Consider the following 19,691-nt stretch of genomic DNA (forward strand, 5'->3'; position numbering starts at 1 on the left):
AACAATACCGTCTACTATCATACCAAATTTTACTACTAAAAGTCAATAGATATGAAAAATATTTTTGCCGATTTCAGTGTTTAACATCTAGAAAAACCTCGCTTTTGCGAGGCTCTCCTATTTATAAGCTAAGGCACGTTTAAAGGTTTTCCAGATTCCCAAATCATCTGTTTGAAGGACTAGACTAGCATACATGCGTCCGATAAAGGCTGTTGCAGTGACCGCAAAAACAACCGTTATGGCAAGTGAAATCCAGGCTTCTAAATCACTCGCATACCCATTTATAGCTCTAAATGGCATAAAGAAGGTCGAGATGAAAGGAATATAGGAACCAATTTTCAGAACTAAATTATCCCCAGCAGCACCTAGAGAGGTCACACCGACAAATCCTGCTATAATCAAGATCATCAATGGCGACAAGGCCTTTCCTGAATCCTCAGGGCGAGAAACCATAGATCCTAGGAAGGCTGCTAAAACAACGTACATAAAGAGGCTAACCAAGACAAACAATAAGGTATTGAGCGAGAAGGCCTCTCCTAGATGATTTAAAATTCCAGATTGTGCCAAGATAGGGATGTCTTTAAAGAGCAGAATGGCAGCCAGCCCACCCACGACGTAAATGCCAATATGAGTCAAAATCACAAGAAGCAGAGCCAGCATGCGAGCGTAAAAATAATGACTAGCTCGGATACTAGAGAATACCACCTCCATGATTTTGGTTCCTTTCTCGCTAGCCACTTCCTGAGCAGTGACACTAGCATAGGTAATCAAAATCATATAAAGGAAGAAGCCAAGCCCTGCGGCCGCAATGGTTTGAACAATTTTTTTGTTTTCCTTAGATTCATCAATCTTCTCAGTAAAATCAACGGTTTGACTCAGACGTTTTTCCTGTTCTTGAGACAAATTGGCTGCCGAACGATTGAGTTGGTATTGCAGTTCATTTAGCTTATTGGTTACTGCTAGTTTGATGCCTGTTTCAAGAGAAGTTTCACCGTGATAGACGGCCTTGAGGACGCTGTCCTCTTGGTCAATGGTTAGGTAACCCTTGATTTTCTCATCCTTGATAGCAGCCTGGGCACTGGCTTCATCCTTATAATCAAAGTTGATACCATTGGTACCCTTGAGCCCTTCTTCCACAGATGATACAGTTGTTACTACTGCTATCTTACTATTCTTGGCCATAGAAGACCCTTGGAGAAAGCCGATTCCTACAGATAAGGCTAAAAAGAGGAACGGCGAAATCACCATAAAGAAGAAACTCCACGACTTAACATGTCGAAGATAGGTTTCCTTCATTACAACCCACATATTTCTCATACTTCCACCCCTGATTCTAGTTTAAAGATTTCATCGATTGTTGGAGCTTGCTGGTCAAAGGTCGCGATGTATTGACCTTGGGTGAGGATTGGGAAGAGTTCTCTTCCAGCGCTCTCATCATCTAGGATCAATTTCCAACTGCCTTGCTTGGTCAAGCTCACCTGTTTGACATGAGGAAGATTTTCCAGTTCTTCCTTGCTTCGTTCACTTGAAACAAAGAGACGTGTTTTACCGTATTGATTGCGGACTTCCTGGACCGGTCCATGCAAGACTACACGCCCATCTCGAATCATGAGAATATCATCGCAAAGCTCCTCGACATTGGTCATGACATGGTCTGAGAAGATAATAGTCGCACCACGCTCTTTTTCTTTTAAGATGACCTGCTTGAGCAGCTCAGTATTGACTGGATCCAGACCACTAAAAGGCTCATCCAGGATAATCAAGTCAGGCTCATGGATTAGAGTAATAATCAGTTGGATTTTCTGCTGATTCCCTTTTGAGAGACTCTTGATTTTGTCGGTCAATTTGCCCTTCACTTCGAGTTTTTCCATCCATTGAGGGAGTTTCTCCTTGACCTCCTTGGCATCCATGCCCTTTAGAGTCGCCAAGTAGCGAACTTGTTCAAGGACTGTCAGCTTGGGCATGAGGCTGCGTTCCTCAGGCAGATAACCAATCCGAGCATAGGTTTCCTGACGAATATCCTGCCCATCCAGACTGATCTCTCCTTGATACTCTAAAAATTTCAACATACTGTGGAAAATCGTTGTTTTCCCAGCACCATTCTTCCCGACCAAGCCCAGAATCCTTCCTGGACTTGCCTGAAAATCGACACCAAACAAGACTTGCTTGGGACCGAAACTTTTCTCTAGACTTCTTACTTCTAACATTTTCCACCTCCGAGATATGTTGCACTTATTATACTCCTTTTTGACAGCCTTTACAACGATTTATGTCCATTTTTAACATGATATTTTATAGTTAAAAATACCGTTTCTAAGGATTTTAAGTGCTTCAGTGTTAGCTTTAGTATAACTCATGAAAGACTGTCTGGGAAGATGTTTTTCTCAACTGTCGCTTTTTATTCCTGAACGGGCATTTTAAGAATTTAAAAATCCACCCCGAAGGATGGATTGATGAGTTAACGTACTTCTGCACTCACTTTTTCTTCGAGTGATGCTTGGATTTTTTCCATGTAGCGTGCGACTTCTTCGTCTGTCAAACTGTCTTCTGGATTTTGGAAGGTCAAGCTATAGCCCATTGACTTCATACCAAGTCCTAGTTTTTCGCCTGAGAAGACGTCAAAGAGTTTGATATCTGTCAAACGTTTCACGCCTGCAGCTTGGATGGCATCAACAACTTCTTGATGGCTAATTTCTGCCTTGAGAAGAAGGGCAATATCACGGCTGACTGCTGGGAATTTCGTGATTTCCACAAATGGAGCAGCAGGTTGGAGCACAGCTTCGATGGCTGAAAGGTCGAGCTCCGCTACATACGTTTCTGGAATATCATAAGCCTTAGCAGTGACTGGATGCACTTGGCCAAGGAAACCAAGAACTTGGTCACCGAGCGAAATCACGGCTGTACGTCCTGGGTGAAGGCTAGCAATCTCAGCTGTTGCTGTATAAGTCACTGCAAGTCCCAAACGAGCAAAGAGGGCTTCAAGGATTCCCTTAGCATAGAAGAAATCAACTGGAACTGCTGCCGTTTGGAAATCTTTTTCTGCAACCAAGCCGGTTAAGGCAAAGGCAAAACTGTTGATTTCGTTTGGAAGTTCTTCTTTTGGATTGCCTGTTTGTTCAAAGACTTTTCCAATCTCGTAAAGAGCCAAGTTTTTGTTCTTACGAGCCACGTTATAGGCTACCGTATCAAGGATACCAGAAATCATATTTTGACGAAGGACAGAACGGTCCACAGTCATTGGCCACATGAGTTCAGTCAGCTTACTTGGTTGAGCTGTGAACTCTACTGCTTTCTCAGGAGTAGTCAGAGCGTAGGTGATAATTTCTGTCAATCCTGCCCCTTCAGCGATCGTACGAACTTGACGACGGAGTTTCTGTGTAGCTGTCAATTCACCAGCTGTGCCGTCGTCTTTTGGAAGGCTAGTTGGCAAGCGGTCGTAACCATAGATACGAGCGATTTCTTCAAAGAGGTCTGCCTCGATAGTGATATCCCAACGACGACGTGGGACGCTGACTGTAAAACTATCTGCATTGCCAGAAAGACCAAATCCAAGACGACGGAAGACATCTTCTACATCAGCATAGGAAAGCTCAGTTCCGAGGACACGGTTCACGTCTGCAAGAGTTGAAGAAACCTCTACATCAGAAGTATCCAATTCACCCGCTGAAACAATACCCTTACGCACTGTCGCACCTGCAAGATTAGCAATCATGCTAGCCGCCGCATCAAGGGCTTCGTTAACAGTTGCCACGTTGATTCCCTTTTCAAAGCGGGAAGATGATTCTGAACGAAGATTCAGGCGACCGCTGGTCTTACGGATAGATTTGCCATTGAAAACAGCAGCTTCAAGGACAACACGACTAGAATTTTCAGAGATTTCTGTTGCTTGACCACCCATAACACCTGCAAGAGCTACTGGTTTGTCTGCGACAGTGATGACTAGGTCACTTGTTTCCAACTCACGTTCTTCACCATCCAAGGTCACCAACTTTTCACCAGCACGCGCTTCACGTACACGGATGTCATTTCCTTCAAAGGTATCCAAGTCAAAGGCATGCATTGGTTGGCCAAAGTAGAGTAAGATATAGTTGGTCACATCCACTACGTTGTTGATAGGACGTATACCTTCATTCATAAGAAGATTTTGCAACCATTGTGGACTTGGTGCGATAGTAACATTGTCCAAGATACGAGCTGCATAGTAAGGCGCCTTATCTGTGTCAATGCCTACAGAAAGGGCATCTGCTGCAGCTTCATTTGTTTCTGTTAAACTGAATTCTTTAAAGCTAACTGCCTTGTCATAGATGGCTGCCACTTCGTGCGCTACTCCACGCATAGATAGAGCGTCTGCACGGTTTGGCGTGATAGAAAGTTCGATGATTTCGTCATCCAAGTCTAGGTAAGAGAAAACTTCATCCCCAGGAACAGCATCTTGAGGCAAGATTTGGATACCATCTGCGAATTCCTTTGGCACAACTGAGTCAGAAATACCTAATTCACCAAGGGAACAGATCATTCCAAGTGACTCTAAACCACGGATTTTCCCTTTTTTAATCTTGTAATTATCAGCAATACGAGCTCCCGGAAGTGCCACCATGACCTTGATACCAGCACGCACATTTGGGGCACCACAAACGATCTGACGGGCTTCTTCTTCGCCAACGTTAACCTGACAAACATGGAGGTGAGTTTCTGGTACATCTTCGCAAGACAAGACCTCACCGACGACAATTTTTGAGAGACCGGCAGCCGGTGATTCCACACCTTCGACCTCAATCCCTGTGGTTGACATTTTTTCAGCCAACTCTTGTGATGGCACATCAATGTCCACCAATTCTTTTAACCATTTATAACTAACTAACATATATAAGATACCAAGGGCTATGCTGAAATCTAGATGACATTCCTATATTTCCTTTGACCCTCGTTTAGATCCTTTCATTTTGTGTTTTCCAACTTTTGTTTGGTTTAGTAAAAGCTCTTATCCCTTACCATCTCTAAATAATAAAAGTTTTTAGCCACAACTCTATGAACATACCCTTTCTATAAAGTTGCATTTTTATATATAAAATGTAACTCCTATGCCAAGAAATATTTCATTTAATGCTCATAGAATTGATAATTATTTTTTCACAACCACCATCAATTAATTTTTTTAAATTTTGATAACCAGGATGATAAACAGCATAAAAATTTAGTTCTATTTTAAAATCTGAGTTTTCCAAAACTTCTTCTAATAACTCTTCTATAAAAAAAATAAAATCTTTTCGCTTACTCTTTGCCAAAGCACCACAAACATAAATATTTAACTTTTCTTCTTTTGAATCTTGAGACAATATTTCTAATTGTTTAATTAATTTTTTATATGATTGTTTTCGGAGATTCTTTTCATTGTCATCTTTTATGGAGAGAATTACATTATCCATATCAGATTCAACAACATTAGGAAAAAGATCAGTTACATATGAACCATACAGATTTCTCCAAAATGTTTCTGATTTCATAGTTAGAAATCTTAAATGACGATCATTTATATTAGAATGATGAAACGAAGAAAAATTACTATCAGGTGAATGTTCTCTTTTAGCTGAGGGATTTACCATAAGAATAATATTTGAAGGATTTATAAAAGCCTTTTGATTATTTCTTATAGCTTCCTCAAAGGAAATATCATCAGAAGTTGCTATATCATTATTTTTAGATTCTTTATAAATAGCGAATGAAGAAATATCACCAAACTCCTCTAAAAGTTTATTATAGTTTTGTTCCGAAATCATAAAATATCCTCATGTTTGATTCATTATTTAAACTGTTCTGAGAAGCGGACATCGCCTTGGTAGAATCCACGGATATCGTTGATTCCGTAACGAAGCATAGCTACACGCTCTTGTCCAAGACCAAAGGCAAAGCCAGAGTAAACAGTCGCATCGATACCACTCATCTCAAGGACACGTGGGTGAACCATCCCGGCACCCATAATCTCGATCCAACCTGTTTTCTTACATACGTTACAGCCGGCTCCTCCACACTTGAAGCATGAAACATCCACCTCAACAGATGGCTCAGTGAACGGGAAATAAGATGGGCGTAAACGAATTTGACGCTCTTCACCAAACATTTTCTGTACAATCAACTGGAGGGTTCCTTGAAGATCCGCCATTGAGATGTTTTTCCCAACAACCAAACCTTCGATTTGGTGGAACTGGTGACTGTGGGTTGCATCGTCTGTATCACGACGGAATACACGTCCTGGTGAGATCATCTTCAAAGGACCTTTTGAAAAATCATGGGCATCCATAGCACGCGCCTGAACTGGAGACGTGTGAGTACGGAGCAAGATTTCTTCTGTGATATAGAAAGTGTCCTGCATATCGCGAGCTGGGTGGTCTTTTGGAAGGTTCATACGCTCAAAGTTGTAGTAGTCTTTTTCAACTTCAAAACCATCCACAACTTGGTAACCCATCCCAATGAAAATATCTTCGATTTCTTCACTGGTTTGTGTCAAAACGTGACGGTGACCAGTCGCAACTGGGCGACCTGGAAGCGTCACATCGATACTCTCGCTAGCTAGTTGAGCTGCGACTTTCTTTTCTTCCAAAAGCTTAGCTGTTTCTTCAAAGGCCGCTGTCAAGACATCACGAGCTTCATTGACGTGTTTCCCAATGATTGGACGCATCTCAGCAGAAACATCTTTCATCCCTTTGAGTATTTCAGTAAGCGACCCTTTTTTACCAAGGACAGAGACACGCAAATCCTGCATCTCTTTTTCATTTTCAGCAGAAATCTGCTTCAAGCTAGCTAGCGTTTCTTCGCGAAGTGCTTTTAATTGTTCTTCAATAGTTGACATAATTCCTCCATCAGTCACTTATCAGATAAAAAGAAAACCACATGCCAAAAACTCCACTCGGAGCGTTGACACGCGGTACCATCCGTTTTCATCTGACAAGTCAGACCTTCATTTCTAAATCCATGCGCAAGTGAATTCGCCCAGCTTTCATATAGAGAGCTTGCAGTCACGGCTCTCCTCCCTGATATACTTCCCTTGAGTTACTAGTCTTGCAGATTCCTATTCAATTACTACATAGTTTATCAGATTTTTAGTTAAAAAACAAGTTAGATTAGACTAATTTCAATATAAAAGGAACAAGACACAATGCATTACCTATTTGTAGGACCTGTTTCATCTGCTTTCCTTTTCAATAAAAGAGTTGCTGCTTGATTAAAACCATCACACCAGTTATACCATTTTGCTTCATACTCATCTTGAGATACGATATGATTTTTTAAATCCAGAACAGAGTAAATCTTTCTTTCCTCACAAGCTTGCGCATAGAGATAATACAGTTCATCACCACCATCTCTATCCCACTCAGCAGAAATCGTATCCCTACCTGCCAATAAAGCCTGATAAGCCCTGTGATGCCCGTCTGTAATTAGCAAGCAGTCTCCGAATGCAAGAACACTGATTGGAGCAATATTGATTATTTCTGCCGACTGATAAAGCGTCTGGATATCTTGTAACTTCTTTTCTGATAAGTATAGTTGAGTCGGATGGAGATCTGTTATATTGACTCTCATTTCTTTCTCCTCAAAGGAATTTGATACTCACTTCTGCTTGCCTTTAAATCGCCATTGGAAGCGGAGCTTGTCATAGAAGGGAAATTCAATAAACAGGACTCCCAAGCCCACACAGAGACTGGCAAGGACATCTGATGGATAGTGAACTCCCAGATAGACCCTTGATACCAGCACACTGACTAGGTAGAGACCTAGCACGATTTGTACGATTTTTCTCCAGACTGGATCTTTAATCCGTTGACTGAGAATGACAATCAAAGTCCCTACCATCAGCGTCACTGCCAGAGAATGGCCACTTGGGAAGGAAAATCCCTTCTCCTCAACTAAATGTAAGATAGCTGGTCGTGGGCGCTGGTAAATATTTTTAAAGGTCACGATTAAAAGACTAGCTAAGGCTAGATTGCCCGCCATGAAGTAGCTTTCTATCTTCCACTGCCTACGATAAAAGACAAAGGCCGCGATGACAACCCAGGTGATAATCACTGGGATATCAATCAAATGCGTAAGAGCACGGAACAGAACTGTCAAATAATCTGGCAAGTTCCCACGAATAGCTGTCTGAAGCGGTTGGTCAAAACCGACCAGCATTTCGGGGTAAAACTTAACCATGTAGCCAAGAAGGACGAAAAGTAAAAGGGCAAAACTGCCCTTCATTAAAAATGTTTGTTTATCTCTCATAATGTTTTAAGGTTGGTTTCAAGAGGACATATAACAACCAGAATGAAACGGCAAAGATGATACCCTCAATCAGGTTAAAAGGTAATACCATAGTCATTAGGTAGTTGGAAAGTCCCAAAATTTTTCCAATATCAAAGTTGGCAAACTGCGCGTACAAAGGAACAGCATAGACATAGTTGAGAACCAACATAGCCGCAGTCAAGCCGACAGTTCCCGCTAGAGATGCTAGTAGGAAACGAAGGGTGCTGCGTTCCTTTTTCCAAATCAAACCAAAAGCGATAACAAAAACTCCCAAGGCTACAATATTCATTGGCAAGCCAATGTAAGTATTCACTCCCTGGCTATTGAGAAGCAACTTCAAGAGTGATCGCATCAAGAGAATTCCTAGAGCAGCTGGCAAATCCATCACCACCAAGCCCACAAGGACTGGCAAGATACTAAACTCGATCTTGAGGAAGGTTGCCGCTGGCAAGAGCGGAAAGTCAAAGTACATCAGCACAAATGAAATGGCTGATAAAATCGCAATGGTCGAAATTCGACGTGTGTTTGTCATAACAGGTTCCTCCAATTTTCTATAAAATCAGAAGAAGTTGGAAAGGATCCCTCTATCTATTCTCACTTTTTATATCCCAAAAGTTCCCTCTCACTCTGTTGAGCAAGCGGTTGCAATTCATCTATAAACTCATCAGAACAGACAAAGCCATTCTCTCGTCTTCTCCCATCCAGACTATACTGTCGGTTGTGGAATCGCACCACATCAGCTTGCGCTCGCGGACTTATTTGGCTAAGATATTTTAGATTTATCTAGGCGTCGTAGTCGAAGATAATACTTAAAGTATATCGAGACAAGACAACGACGAGAAAGCTAAAATAGCTAGTCAAATTTACCGCCGGTCGGGAATTTCACCCTGCCCTGAAGACCCCTTTATCATAACAAAAAACGCTTGCAAGTGCAAGCATTTTGATTATTTCAATTTATCTACTTCATAGGTGTGAACAAGCTCAAGACCAGCAAAATGTTGCTGACGGAGAGCCTCATAGACAATCATACAGACGGTATTCGAAACATTGAGGCTGCGAACGTGTTCATCGTTCATAGGAATACGGAGAGCCTTCTCAGGATGGTCTCGCATAAAGTCCTCAGGCAAGCCCTTGTCTTCACGTCCGAAAAGAAAATAATGGTCTTCGTCAGTCGATAAATCCACCTCAGAATACACTTTCTCAGCAAATTTCGAAATCAAATAGACTTGTCCTTTCATCTGAGACATGAAATCTTCCAAGCTGTCATAAAAATAAATCTCAAGCTTATCCCAGTAATCCAAACCAGCCCGCTTCATCTTTCGGTCGTCAATGGGAAAGCCCATTGGTTTAATGATGTGGAGGGGAGAATTGGTCGCAGCGCAAGTACGCGCAATGTTACCTGTATTTTGTGGAATCTGAGGCTCGAATAATACAATGTGATTTGTCATTACGGGTTTCCTTTTATCATTGCAAAAAAATAGCCACACTGCCCGGAGTCAAGCTCAGCAAACAGCGTGGTTAAGGCATCGTTAACTTACCTCACAACAGGTTTGAAGTAAATCAGCGAAACTACTTCCTTAGTATAACACTTTCAGAATCATTGTCAATAGAAACGACTTGATTTTTTTACTTTTTTTGATGATATTTTCATGTTTGGTCATTCCTTTCTGAAAAGGTATGGTAAAAGAGCCAAATTACTTCAAATCAGAGACATTGACATAGAAGTTAAACAAATGTATCTTCAAAACTTGAAAAAAGCCTTTCTTCCCCTAAAAATCGCCTTAGCAAGTGCATTTTTTGCTAAAAAAAGGTATGATAGTTACATCATGAAAAAGTAGGTTTTTTATATGAAAATTGTCCTTGTTGGTGGAGGGAAAGTCGGTTTTGCCCTCTGTCGTTCACTAGTAGCGGAAAACCATGATGTTGTCCTCATCGAACAAGATGAGGCTGTCCTCAATCACATTGTCAGTCGCTTTGATATCATGGGCCTCCTTGGAAATGGTGCTGACTTTGCCATCTTGGAGCAAGCTGGTGTTCAAGAGTGCGATATCTTTATCGCTCTAACTGAATACGATGAAGTGAATATGATTTCAGCGGTACTCGCTAAAAAAATGGGTGCTAAAGAAACCATCGTTCGAGTGCGAAATCCTGAATACTCTAATGCCTATTTTAAAGAGAAAAATATTCTTGGATTTTCACTTATTGTTAATCCAGAACTCCTGGCAGCGCGTGCGATCTCAAATATCATTGATTTCCCTAATGCCCTCTCTGTCGAACGATTTGCTGGAGGTCGGGTCAGCCTCATGGAGTTTGTTATCAAAAATTCTAGCGGTCTCTGTCAAATGCCAATCTCAGACTTCCGTAAAAAATTTGGCGACATCATTGTCTGTGCCATGGAGAGAGACCATCAACTCATGATTCCAAGTGGTGATGTCACTATCCAGGACAAGGATAGGATTTTTGTTACGGGAAATCGTGTGGATATGATGCTTTTCCATAACTATTTCAAATCACGTGCAGTGAAAAGTTTGCTTATCGTTGGAGCTGGAAAAATTGCTTATTATCTACTCGGCATTTTAAAAGACAGTCGCATTGATACCAAGGTCATCGAAATTAATCCTGAAAGAGCTCGTTTCTTCAGTGAAAAGTTCCCCAATCTCTATATTGTCCAAGGAGATGGAACTGCAAAAGACATTTTGCTGGAAGAAAGTGCTCCCCACTATGATGCAGTCGCAACCTTAACTGGGGTTGATGAGGAAAATATCATCACCTCAATGTTTCTTGACCGAGTTGGCGTCCATAAGAATATCACCAAGGTCAACCGAACAAGCCTTCTAGAGATTATCCATGCGCCTGATTTTTCAAGTATCATCACCCCAAAAATCATCGCAGTGGATACCATTATGCACTTTATCCGTGGTCGAGTAAACGCTCAGTATTCAGATCTTCAAGCTATGCACCATCTTGCAAATGGTCAAATTGAAACCCTACAATTCCATATCAAGGAAGCTAATAAAATGACTGCCAAACCTCTATCACAGTTGAAATTGAAAAAAGGGGTTCTCATCGCAGCCATTATCCGAAAAGGAAAAACAATCTTCCCTACTGGAGAGGATATGCTTGAGGTGGGAGACAAGTTACTCGTGACGACCTTATTGCCAAATATCACCAAAATTTATGATTTGATTGAGAGGTAAAAAATGAATAAAAGTATGATTCGTTACCTCCTCTCAAAGCTTCTCTTGATTGAGGCTGTTCTTCTCCTAGTTCCTGTTAGTGTAGCGATCTATTACCAAGAATCCAGTCAAGTATTTATCGCTCTCTTTTCTACGATTGGAATTTTAGTCCTTCTCGGTGGCCTAGGCGTTTTACGGAAACCGAAAAACCAACGGATTTATGCCAAGGAAGGGGTCTTAATTGTTGCCCTCTGTTGGATTCTATGGTCTTTCTTTGGTGGCCTCCCCTTTGTCTTTTCAGGACAAATCCCCAGCATTATCGATGCCTTCTTTGAAATCAGTTCTGGATTTACAACTACAGGAGCAACTATTCTGAACGATGTTTCCGTCCTCACTCGTTCCCTCCTCTTCTGGCGAAGTTTCACCCACTTGATCGGAGGGATGGGGGTACTCGTCTTTGCGCTTGCCATTATGGACAATGCCAAGAATAGCCACTTGGAGGTGATGAAGGCTGAGGTCCCTGGACCCGTCTTTGGCAAGGTCGTATCCAAGCTAAAAAACACTGCCCAGATTCTCTATCTGCTTTATCTGGCTCTCTTCTCCCTTTTTGTGGTTATCTACTACCTAGCAGGTATGCCTCTCTATGATAGTTTTGTCATCGCTATGGGAACAGCAGGAACTGGGGGCTTTACCGTCTATAACGACGGAATTGCCCACTACGGTAGCTCACTCATCACCTATCTCGTTAGTATCGGAGTTCTGGTTTTTGGGGTTAACTTCAATCTCTACTACTACCTCATGCTCCGCCGAGTTAAGGCTTTCTTTGGTGATGAAGAACTACGAGCATATATCATCATTGTCCTAGTTTCTACCGGCTTGATTACTCTTAATACGCTCCACCTCTACCAAGGGGTCTCTAAAAGTGTTGAAATGGCCTTCTTCCAGGTCTCCAATATCATCACGACAACAGGTTTTGGTTACGGAGATATTACCAACTGGCCCCTCTTCTCCCAATTTATCCTCCTCTTCCTCATGGGAATCGGTGGATCAGCTGGCTCAACTGCAGGTGGTCTTAAGATAATCAGAGGACTTATCCTCTCTAAAATCGCAAAAAATCAGATTTTGTCCACCTTATCCCCTCACCGTGTTTTGACTCTACACGTCAATAAAACTGTGATTGATAAGGATACCCAGCACAAGATTCTTAAATATTTTGCTATCTATATGATGATTATTCTCTCCCTCATCTTTATCGTCAGTCTTGATAGCAATGATTTTCTAGTCGTGATCAGTGCGGTCTTCAGCTGTTTTAACAATATCGGACCTATTCTAGGTACAACCTCGAGTTTTGCCATCTTCAGTCCCATCTCTAAAATCCTGCTCTCCTTTGCAATGATTGCGGGTCGCTTAGAGATATACCCAATTTTGCTACTCTTTATGAAACGTACTTGGTCTAAACGTTAATTATAATACAATCCCCCTTTTACAAGCTAGTAAAAGGGGATTTTTTCTATTAAAAATGAGAAGACCTTTTGGTCCTCTCCTAATTTGTTTATTCTTTAAGATTTTTCTTGTAGCGAGCAAGTTCTGCTTGATTGGCCCAAACATAGTGACCTGGACGGATTTCCACCATAGACGGCTTGTCTGTCTCATAGTCATGTTGGTCAGGATCGTAAACTTTCAAGACCTTCTTGCGTTCCAAGATTGGATCTGGAATCGGTACAGCAGATAGAAGCGCTTGAGTGTATGGGTGGACAGGATTGTTAAACAACTCCTCTGTCTCCGCCACTTCGACGATAACTCCCTTATAGATAACCGCGATACGATCTGAGATAAAGCGAACAACTGACAAGTCATGCGCGATAAAGAGATAGGTCAAGCCCAACTCTTTTTGGAACTTCTTGAGCAAGTTCAAGACTTGCGCACGCACTGATACGTCCAAGGCTGAAATTGGCTCATCCGCAATAACGAAATCAGGTTCCATCACAAGAGCACGGGCAATCCCTATACGCTGGCGTTGACCACCAGAAAACTCGTGTGGATAACGGGTCAAGTGTTCTTTCAAAAGTCCAACTTCATGAATCATCTTTTGAACTTTTTCTTTACGATCTTCTTCATCTTTGAACAAGTGGTAGTTGTAAAGACCTTCAGAGATGATATAGTCAACTGTCGCACGCTCATTCAAGCTGGCTGCAGGGTCCTGGAAAATCATCTGGATACGACGGATCAAATCTGATGATTCCTTATGAGATTTCTTCCCATTAATCTTATGACCATCAAAGATGATCTCACCTTTACTAGTATTATTTAGACCAATAATAGCACGACCAATGGTTGTTTTCCCACTTCCAGACTCACCAACAAGAGAGAAGGTTTCTCCCTTGTTGATAAAGAAGTTGGCGTTTTTAACCGCAACAAACTTCTTACTTCCTTCACCGAAGGAAATTTCTAAATCTTTAATTTCTACTAATTTTTCAGACATTTCCTTCCTCCTAGTCTTCTAGATGAGCAAAGCCCATTTTATCACGAATCTTGTCATGCAAATCTGCAATGACTCCAGGTTTTTCAACTTTAGGAGCATTCTCATGAAGCAACCAAGTCTTAGCCCAGTGGGTATCAGTGACTGAAAACTTAGGTGCCTTCTCTTCAAAATCAATTTGCATCGCATAATCTGACCGAAGGGCAAAGGCATCACCTTTCAACTCAGTATAAAGAGACGGTGGTGTTCCTGGGATAGAGTACAATTCCCCTTTATCATCAGCAAGCTGTGGCAAGCTAGACAAGAGACTCCAAGTATATGGATGACGTGGATCGTAGAAGACTTCCTCAACAGTTCCGTATTCTACAATTTCACCAGCATACATAACCGCTACCTTATCGGCAATACTTGCTACCACACCAAGGTCATGGGTGATAAAGATAATGGTAAAGTGGTACTCGTTTTGTAAAGTTTTAAGCAAATCAATGATTTGCGCTTGAATGGTTACATCAAGGGCCGTTGTCGGCTCGTCACAGATCAAGATATCTGGACGACAGGCAAGGGCAATCGCAATAACGATACGTTGGCGCATCCCTCCAGAATATTGGAAAGGATACTCGTCAAAACGTTTTTCAGCGTCTGGAATTCCGACCTTGTTCATATAGTCGATTGCCATCTCTTTGGCTTCCTTGGCTGTTTTTCCTTGGTGTTTAACGATAACTTCAGTGATTTGGCTACCGATTGTATTGATTGGGTCCAAACTTGTCATAGGGTCTTGGAAGATGGTCGCAATTTTAGCACCACGAATCTTCTCCCATTCCTTGTTAGAAGTAAGAGCGGTCAAGTCTTGTCCACGATAGTCGATGCTTCCTTGGGCAATACGTCCATTGTCTTCTAACATCCCTGTAAAGGTTTTTGTTAATACAGATTTACCAGAACCTGATTCACCTACCAGGGCAAGAACTTCCCCTTCAATCAGGTCCAAAGAAACTCCTCGGATAGCCGTCAGAACTTTGTCACGAACGTCAAATTCCACGACAATATCACGAGCAGTCAAAATTACATCTTTTCCTTTTATCATGTCTACTCCTATCTATGTGTACGTGGATCACTAGCATCCGCTAGGTTTTGACCAACAACGAAAAGAGATAGGGATACCAAGATCAAGGTTGTCAACGGAATCCAGAATAAGTAAGCGTTGGTCGTAACGTTTTGTGAGTAATCTGAGATCAAACGTCCCAAACTTGGCACTGTTACAGGCAATCCCAATCCAAAGAAGGAAAGGAAGGCTTCATAAGAGATGAAGCTTGGCAACATCAAGGTCATTGTAGAAACAATAACAGATACCAATTGTGGCATGATGTTTTTAACAATGATTTTAAAGGTTGGTGTTCCAAGTGTTTGAGAAGCAAGGTTGTATTCCAAGTCACGGTAACGCATGATTTGGATACGAATCATATAAGCAATCCCAATCCAAGTTGTCACACTCATGGCAAAAATCAGATTCCAGAAACCAGCACCAATTGAGTAAGTCAAGACAATGACAATCAAGAGAGATGGAATGTTTGAAATAATGTTATAAACTTCCATCATGACGCGGTCAACGGATTTTGAAATCCCCCAAATCCCACCAACAATAACCCCGATCACAAGGTTGATAAAAGTTGCAATTACAGAGATGAGGATAGAGTTACGCGCACCAAACCACACCCCATCAAACAAGGATTTACCATTGCTATCTGTACCAAACCAATGTTCAGCATTGGGTTTGATAAAACGAGCAGAAAAGTCATTGACCTTACTTACATCGTTGAAGTCAAAGTTTGAGAACATTGGGTAAATAAAGCTCATCAAGATAATGGCAACCAAAATCCCCAACATAATCACTGTTGATTTTTTCTTTAGAAATTGTCTAAATACAGAACCCCAGTATGAATAGGCAGGAGCATCAATTGTTTCAGAGGCAAAATCGTCACGTTTTACGAACTGAAATTTTTCTTTATCGATTGTTGACATTATTTGCCTCCTTTCTCTGTCAATTTAATACGTGGGTCAAGCATAGTCATCCAGATGTCTCCTACAAAGAGTGAGAAGATAGAAATACATGTGAAGATGAAGACAAGACCAACTACCATTGAGTTGTTTGATGCCTTAACAGAGTCAATCAACATTTTACCCATACCTGGGAAAGCGAAGACCGTTTCTGTCAATGTTGCACCACCGATAACTCCGATTACGGCACCAGGAATACCTGAAACCAGTGGAACCATGGCATTTTTAAAGATGTGTTTATTTGAAATTTCTTTTTCAGACAAACCTTTGGCACGAGCAAAACGAACGAAGTCCTGAGATTGCAAGTCGATCATGTAACGACGAATCCAGATAGCTGTACTTGGTGCACCCAGCAAACCTAGAATGACTGCTGGCAAGACATATGAACGCCAGTCCCCTGCTCCCAAAATAGGAAATGAATCTGGCAGACCGATAGATGATCCAATCAAGCGCACGATATAAACCAAGGCAATCGTTGGAAGGGCAAGCAAGAAGGTTAGAGCACCTGTCGAGAAGCTATCAATCCAAGTATTCTTGTGGCGAGCCATAGCAGATCCAAGTGGAATCGCAATCGCATACGAAATAATCAAACCAATCAAACCAGCAACCGCTGAGCTTGCGATCATTGAAGGATATTGATAATTGCTTTCTGTAGCTGTATATGGATCGTCTTTACCATAGTTGGCTACTTCACGCGCATCTGCTTGACTTGGAGATTTGTAAGTACGAGAGTAAATATCTACAGATGAAGTCTTTTTACCTGTAGGGAATTGAACTTCTGATGTCTTAGTTTGTCCCTGACCTTGTGTGATAACTTGAAGCACTGGTGTGTTTGCATAAGTTGGGTAAGAATCTCCCAAGTTAATGTTCACAAAGTTTTGGTGTACAAATGGGAATTGATTGTTGAAATACAAAAGGTATTTGTGTTTTGTACCTGAACCAACCAATGACCAACCGATAGCAGGGTCATTTTCAAAACGAAGATAACGTTGCAAGTTTGGATTTTCAGGGTCTTGAATTTTGTTTGGATGATCAATATCAATCAAGTTCGCATAGAATTTGAAAACACGTTCAAAAATCGGAATTTCACGCGTAGCATAGAATTGACCACTTTCTGAGAACACACCAAGTGTCCAACCATTTCCTAGTTGGTTGATGTATTTTTCGTAGATTGCCTTATTGGTATCATTGGCATCCACTGTTACAGATGAGTCCATTGTGCTCGCTCTTTCTTGCAACTCTTTGGTATCGTAGTACTCGATATAGCCCATCCGTTCATAAACGGTATTTTCATAATTATCCCGCTTGTCCGGCGTCGTTGCAATCTTGTTATAGTTGGTATCCTGCTTGAAAATCAATTTTCGAGGAACCATCGTATAAATAATTGTGTATGTCAAGGTTGTCACCAAGAAAATAGACAACAATGAACGCAATACACGCATAAAAATATATTTCTTCATATCGTTTCCTTTTAAAATCCCAAAAGAACCTTCTCCTCATGGAGAGAAAGTTCTCTTGAGAGTTATTTATTTAACGTGATTAGCCAATTCTTTTTGAACTTTTTCGTTTGATTCTTTTTTCTCTTTGAGCCATTTTTCACGAGCTTGTTCATAATCAGCTTTTGTTACAACCTTGTCTTGTAACTGAATATACTTAAAGTATACGTCTGAGCCCTTATCTCCAGATTGACTGTATGATGCAGAGAAAGGCACAACACGAGAAATGAATGGTGCAGCACCACTTGATGACATAGCTGGCAAGAAGAGTGAGCTGTCTGTCAACCAAGCTTGAGCAGCCGCATATTTTTCATAACGCACATTCAAGTCATTGGTTTCTTTTGCAGCTTCATCAACTAACTTATCGTATTCCTTCAAACCAACTTGGGCAGCTGCTGCATTTGCTGGATCATCATAACCCATGTAAGTTTTTGTTTGTTCGCTGTTAGTTGTTTTCAAGATATCAAGGTAAGTTGATGGATCTTCATAGTCTGGGCTCCATCCAACTGCTCCTGAGAGATCCCAATCTTCTGCTGCAGCGTTTGCGGCATAGTATGTGATATTGTGCAACTCATCTTTAGAAATTTGTTGAATATCGATGACTACGTTTTCTTCTCCAAGTACTGTTTCAACGGATTGTTTGAAGGATTGAATACGTGCAATATAGTTTTTAGATGTTTGGTCTACTGGGATATCCAAGTGGATAGGGAATTTCACACCTTCTGCTTCCAATGCTGTTTTAGCTTTGGCAAATTCAGCTTTGGCTTTATCGGCGTTGAAGAGTCCATCTTGACCATCCGCAAAGTTAACATTCTTCCACTCATCACCGTAAGCAGCCATCTTTTCAGTTACCAAGTCACCGAAAGTTTTTTCACCTGCAGAGACAAAACCTGGTTTCACAAAGAGGTTACGAACTGCAAGAGGAGCACCTTCTTTACCATTAATTTGTGCTGAGTAAGAAGTACGCTCAAAGGCGAAGTTCAAAGCCTGACGGAAGTCCTTGTTAAGAAGGGCTTTCTTGGTAGAAGTCTTCTCTTCATCAGTTGTTTTAGAAGTGTATTTGTAACCTTGACGGTCAATATTCACACCCAAACCAGCAATACCAGGTCCTGATGGAGTGTAGTAGATATTGTCTTTGTATGTTTCTTCTACCTTAGAGTAGTTTGAACTTGTTGGGAAGAGACGAGCATAGCTATAGGCTCCACTTGTAAAGTTACGTTCAATTGACTCTTGGTCTGATCCATCATAGAAAGCAAGGGTTACTTTATCAATGTGAACATTATCTTTGTCCCAGTAATTTTCATTCTTAGCGAATTCAATAGAAGATTTAGCAGTCAAACCTTTCAGTAAGAACGGACCATTGTAAAGCAATGATGTAGGGTCAGTTGCTTTGGCAAAGTCAGCCCCTTTTGATTTTTCAAAATCTTCGTTCAATGGCCAGAAGATTGAGTAGGCTAGCTTAGAGTTCCAGTATGGTTCTGGTTTGTTCAAAGTGTATTCAAGGGTATAATCATCAACTGCTTTTACACCGACTGAAGCAAAATCTTTATTGTTTCCAGCTTTATAGTCAGCTAGACCTTTAACTGAATCTTCTGCTAGATAAAGTGCTTCAGACTTGTTATCAGTTGCGTGTTTCAAGCCATTTACAAAGTCTTTAGCTGTCACTTCAGCATACTCTTCGCCATCTGATGTCATCCATTTGACACCCTTACGAATCTTGTAGGTATAAGTCAAACCATCTTTTGAAACTGACCAGTCTTCTGCAACTGCAGGGACTAGGTTCCCATACTTGTCGTTTGTGAAAAGACCATCGATACCATTTGAAGTGGCAACCTTAGTACTTTGTTTCCCTGAAATGAGGTAATCCAAAGTTTCTGGGTCAGCTGAATAAATATAGCCATAATTTTTTGGCGCTGTAGAATCAGATGATTTTGAAGAACCACAAGCAGCTAAAACGCCAGTTGCTAATAGGGCAATTCCTGCTGCGACAAATACTCTACTTTTTTTCATATTGTTAACTCCTCTTTGAAAAATTTAGGCTTATTGGAAATTATAACATATATCTTTTAAAAAGTAAACGAATTTTCAGAATATTTAGGCGCATTTCTTCAAAAAACTTCTATTTGTCAAAATTCTTGCATTCTTTGTTTGTTTCTGCAAGAAATACTTTCTAGTCCGACCCTCTTTAGAACGGGATTTTTACAAGCTTTT

At 41.1% G+C, this 19,691-nt stretch carries 16 protein-coding genes and 1 riboswitch; of the genes, 2 read left to right on the forward strand and 14 right to left on the reverse strand.

Going from position 1 to position 19,691, the window contains the following annotated elements:
- Nucleotides 1–117 precede the first annotated feature (117 nt).
- From HMPREF1115_RS08140 to HMPREF1115_RS08180, 9 genes are all read right to left on the reverse strand, one after another.
- On the reverse strand, nucleotides 118–1,317 hold the full coding sequence (locus tag HMPREF1115_RS08140) for an ABC transporter permease (RefSeq protein WP_001245395.1): 1,200 nt from the start codon (nucleotides 1,315–1,317) through the stop codon (nucleotides 118–120).
- Entirely contained in the window at nucleotides 1,314–2,207 is an 894-nt protein-coding gene (locus HMPREF1115_RS08145; RefSeq protein WP_000895286.1) for an ABC transporter ATP-binding protein, read from the reverse strand. The genes HMPREF1115_RS08140 and HMPREF1115_RS08145 overlap by 4 nt, the downstream gene beginning before the upstream one ends.
- Before the next feature lie 251 nt (nucleotides 2,208–2,458).
- Nucleotides 2,459–4,864: a phenylalanine--tRNA ligase subunit beta gene (pheT, locus tag HMPREF1115_RS08150; protein ID WP_002882462.1), complete on the reverse strand. Its 2,406-nt coding sequence runs from the start codon at nucleotides 4,862–4,864 to the stop codon at nucleotides 2,459–2,461.
- A gap of 232 nt (nucleotides 4,865–5,096) precedes the next feature.
- Nucleotides 5,097–5,777, reverse strand: coding sequence for a hypothetical protein (locus tag HMPREF1115_RS08155; protein WP_000622616.1), 681 nt, complete (start codon nucleotides 5,775–5,777; stop codon nucleotides 5,097–5,099).
- A 23-nt stretch (nucleotides 5,778–5,800) separates the two neighbouring features.
- Nucleotides 5,801–6,847, reverse strand: coding sequence for a phenylalanine--tRNA ligase subunit alpha (pheS, locus tag HMPREF1115_RS08160; RefSeq protein WP_000103734.1), 1,047 nt, complete (start codon nucleotides 6,845–6,847; stop codon nucleotides 5,801–5,803).
- Nucleotides 6,848–7,158: 311 nt separating this feature from the next.
- Entirely contained in the window at nucleotides 7,159–7,578 is a 420-nt protein-coding gene (locus HMPREF1115_RS08165) for a hypothetical protein (protein WP_001265615.1), read from the reverse strand.
- A gap of 27 nt (nucleotides 7,579–7,605) precedes the next feature.
- Nucleotides 7,606–8,256 (reverse strand): phosphatase PAP2 family protein, encoded by a 651-nt coding sequence (locus tag HMPREF1115_RS08170; protein ID WP_002882449.1) that lies wholly within the window; start codon nucleotides 8,254–8,256, stop codon nucleotides 7,606–7,608.
- Nucleotides 8,246–8,809 carry an ECF transporter S component gene (locus tag HMPREF1115_RS08175; RefSeq protein WP_000185814.1) on the reverse strand — a complete coding sequence of 188 codons (564 nt, stop codon included), beginning with the start codon at nucleotides 8,807–8,809 and terminating at the stop codon, nucleotides 8,246–8,248. The genes HMPREF1115_RS08170 and HMPREF1115_RS08175 overlap by 11 nt, the downstream gene beginning before the upstream one ends.
- 153 nt (nucleotides 8,810–8,962) lie before the next feature.
- A riboswitch (FMN riboswitch) is annotated at nucleotides 8,963–9,181 on the reverse strand.
- Nucleotides 9,182–9,221: 40 nt separating this feature from the next.
- Entirely contained in the window at nucleotides 9,222–9,725 is a 504-nt protein-coding gene (locus HMPREF1115_RS08180) for a tRNA (cytidine(34)-2'-O)-methyltransferase (protein ID WP_000181371.1), read from the reverse strand.
- A gap of 399 nt (nucleotides 9,726–10,124) precedes the next feature.
- Here HMPREF1115_RS08180 and trkA point away from each other — a divergent pair, with 399 nt between their 5' ends.
- On the forward strand, nucleotides 10,125–11,474 hold the full coding sequence (gene trkA / locus HMPREF1115_RS08190; protein ID WP_000706810.1) for a Trk system potassium transporter TrkA: 1,350 nt from the start codon (nucleotides 10,125–10,127) through the stop codon (nucleotides 11,472–11,474).
- A 3-nt stretch (nucleotides 11,475–11,477) separates the two neighbouring features.
- Nucleotides 11,478–12,917, forward strand: a complete 1,440-nt coding sequence (locus HMPREF1115_RS08195) for a TrkH family potassium uptake protein (protein WP_001043428.1) — start codon at nucleotides 11,478–11,480, stop codon at nucleotides 12,915–12,917.
- A gap of 88 nt (nucleotides 12,918–13,005) precedes the next feature.
- On the opposite strand, the gene HMPREF1115_RS08200 is transcribed toward HMPREF1115_RS08195, so the two are convergent.
- The 5 genes from HMPREF1115_RS08200 to HMPREF1115_RS08220 all read right to left on the reverse strand — a co-directional run bounded on the left by HMPREF1115_RS08200 (nucleotide 13,006) and on the right by HMPREF1115_RS08220 (nucleotide 19,490).
- The gene (locus HMPREF1115_RS08200; RefSeq protein WP_001291309.1) at nucleotides 13,006–13,935 is read right to left on the reverse strand and encodes an ATP-binding cassette domain-containing protein; all 930 of its coding nucleotides are present in this window, start codon (nucleotides 13,933–13,935) and stop codon (nucleotides 13,006–13,008) included.
- 10 nt (nucleotides 13,936–13,945) lie between these two features.
- Complete coding sequence (locus tag HMPREF1115_RS08205; RefSeq protein WP_000589651.1) at nucleotides 13,946–15,013, reverse strand: ABC transporter ATP-binding protein; 1,068 nt, start codon at nucleotides 15,011–15,013, stop codon at nucleotides 13,946–13,948.
- Nucleotides 15,014–15,021: 8 nt separating this feature from the next.
- Complete coding sequence (oppC, locus tag HMPREF1115_RS08210) at nucleotides 15,022–15,948, reverse strand: oligopeptide ABC transporter permease OppC (protein ID WP_000103695.1); 927 nt, start codon at nucleotides 15,946–15,948, stop codon at nucleotides 15,022–15,024.
- The gene (locus tag HMPREF1115_RS08215) at nucleotides 15,948–17,444 is read right to left on the reverse strand and encodes an ABC transporter permease (protein WP_000759891.1); all 1,497 of its coding nucleotides are present in this window, start codon (nucleotides 17,442–17,444) and stop codon (nucleotides 15,948–15,950) included. Before HMPREF1115_RS08215 ends, oppC begins: the two co-directional genes overlap by 1 nt.
- A 66-nt stretch (nucleotides 17,445–17,510) precedes the next feature.
- Nucleotides 17,511–19,490 (reverse strand): peptide ABC transporter substrate-binding protein, encoded by a 1,980-nt coding sequence (locus HMPREF1115_RS08220; RefSeq protein ID WP_000749703.1) that lies wholly within the window; start codon nucleotides 19,488–19,490, stop codon nucleotides 17,511–17,513.
- Between the last annotated feature and the right edge of the window lie 201 nt (nucleotides 19,491–19,691).

Origin of the sequence: Streptococcus oralis SK610 (assembly GCF_000257455.1) — a bacterium.
Lineage (GTDB): Bacteria > Bacillota > Bacilli > Lactobacillales > Streptococcaceae > Streptococcus > Streptococcus oralis_CB.

Coding starts and splice junctions, on each gene's coding strand:
- HMPREF1115_RS08140 (WP_001245395.1), bottom strand. CDS start 1,317: ATGAGAAATATGTGGGTTGTAATGAAGGAAACCTATCTTCGACATGTT.
- HMPREF1115_RS08145 (WP_000895286.1), bottom strand. CDS start 2,207: ATGTTAGAAGTAAGAAGTCTAGAGAAAAGTTTCGGTCCCAAGCAAGTC.
- pheT (WP_002882462.1), bottom strand. CDS start 4,864: ATGTTAGTTAGTTATAAATGGTTAAAAGAATTGGTGGACATTGATGTG.
- HMPREF1115_RS08155 (WP_000622616.1), bottom strand. CDS start 5,777: ATGATTTCGGAACAAAACTATAATAAACTTTTAGAGGAGTTTGGTGAT.
- pheS (WP_000103734.1), bottom strand. CDS start 6,847: ATGTCAACTATTGAAGAACAATTAAAAGCACTTCGCGAAGAAACGCTA.
- HMPREF1115_RS08165 (WP_001265615.1), bottom strand. CDS start 7,578: ATGAGAGTCAATATAACAGATCTCCATCCGACTCAACTATACTTATCA.
- HMPREF1115_RS08170 (WP_002882449.1), bottom strand. CDS start 8,256: ATGAGAGATAAACAAACATTTTTAATGAAGGGCAGTTTTGCCCTTTTA.
- HMPREF1115_RS08175 (WP_000185814.1), bottom strand. CDS start 8,809: ATGACAAACACACGTCGAATTTCGACCATTGCGATTTTATCAGCCATT.
- HMPREF1115_RS08180 (WP_000181371.1), bottom strand. CDS start 9,725: ATGACAAATCACATTGTATTATTCGAGCCTCAGATTCCACAAAATACA.
- trkA (WP_000706810.1), top strand. CDS start 10,125: ATGAAAATTGTCCTTGTTGGTGGAGGGAAAGTCGGTTTTGCCCTCTGT.
- HMPREF1115_RS08195 (WP_001043428.1), top strand. CDS start 11,478: ATGAATAAAAGTATGATTCGTTACCTCCTCTCAAAGCTTCTCTTGATT.
- HMPREF1115_RS08200 (WP_001291309.1), bottom strand. CDS start 13,935: ATGTCTGAAAAATTAGTAGAAATTAAAGATTTAGAAATTTCCTTCGGT.
- HMPREF1115_RS08205 (WP_000589651.1), bottom strand. CDS start 15,013: ATGATAAAAGGAAAAGATGTAATTTTGACTGCTCGTGATATTGTCGTG.
- oppC (WP_000103695.1), bottom strand. CDS start 15,948: ATGTCAACAATCGATAAAGAAAAATTTCAGTTCGTAAAACGTGACGAT.
- HMPREF1115_RS08215 (WP_000759891.1), bottom strand. CDS start 17,444: ATGAAGAAATATATTTTTATGCGTGTATTGCGTTCATTGTTGTCTATT.
- HMPREF1115_RS08220 (WP_000749703.1), bottom strand. CDS start 19,490: ATGAAAAAAAGTAGAGTATTTGTCGCAGCAGGAATTGCCCTATTAGCA.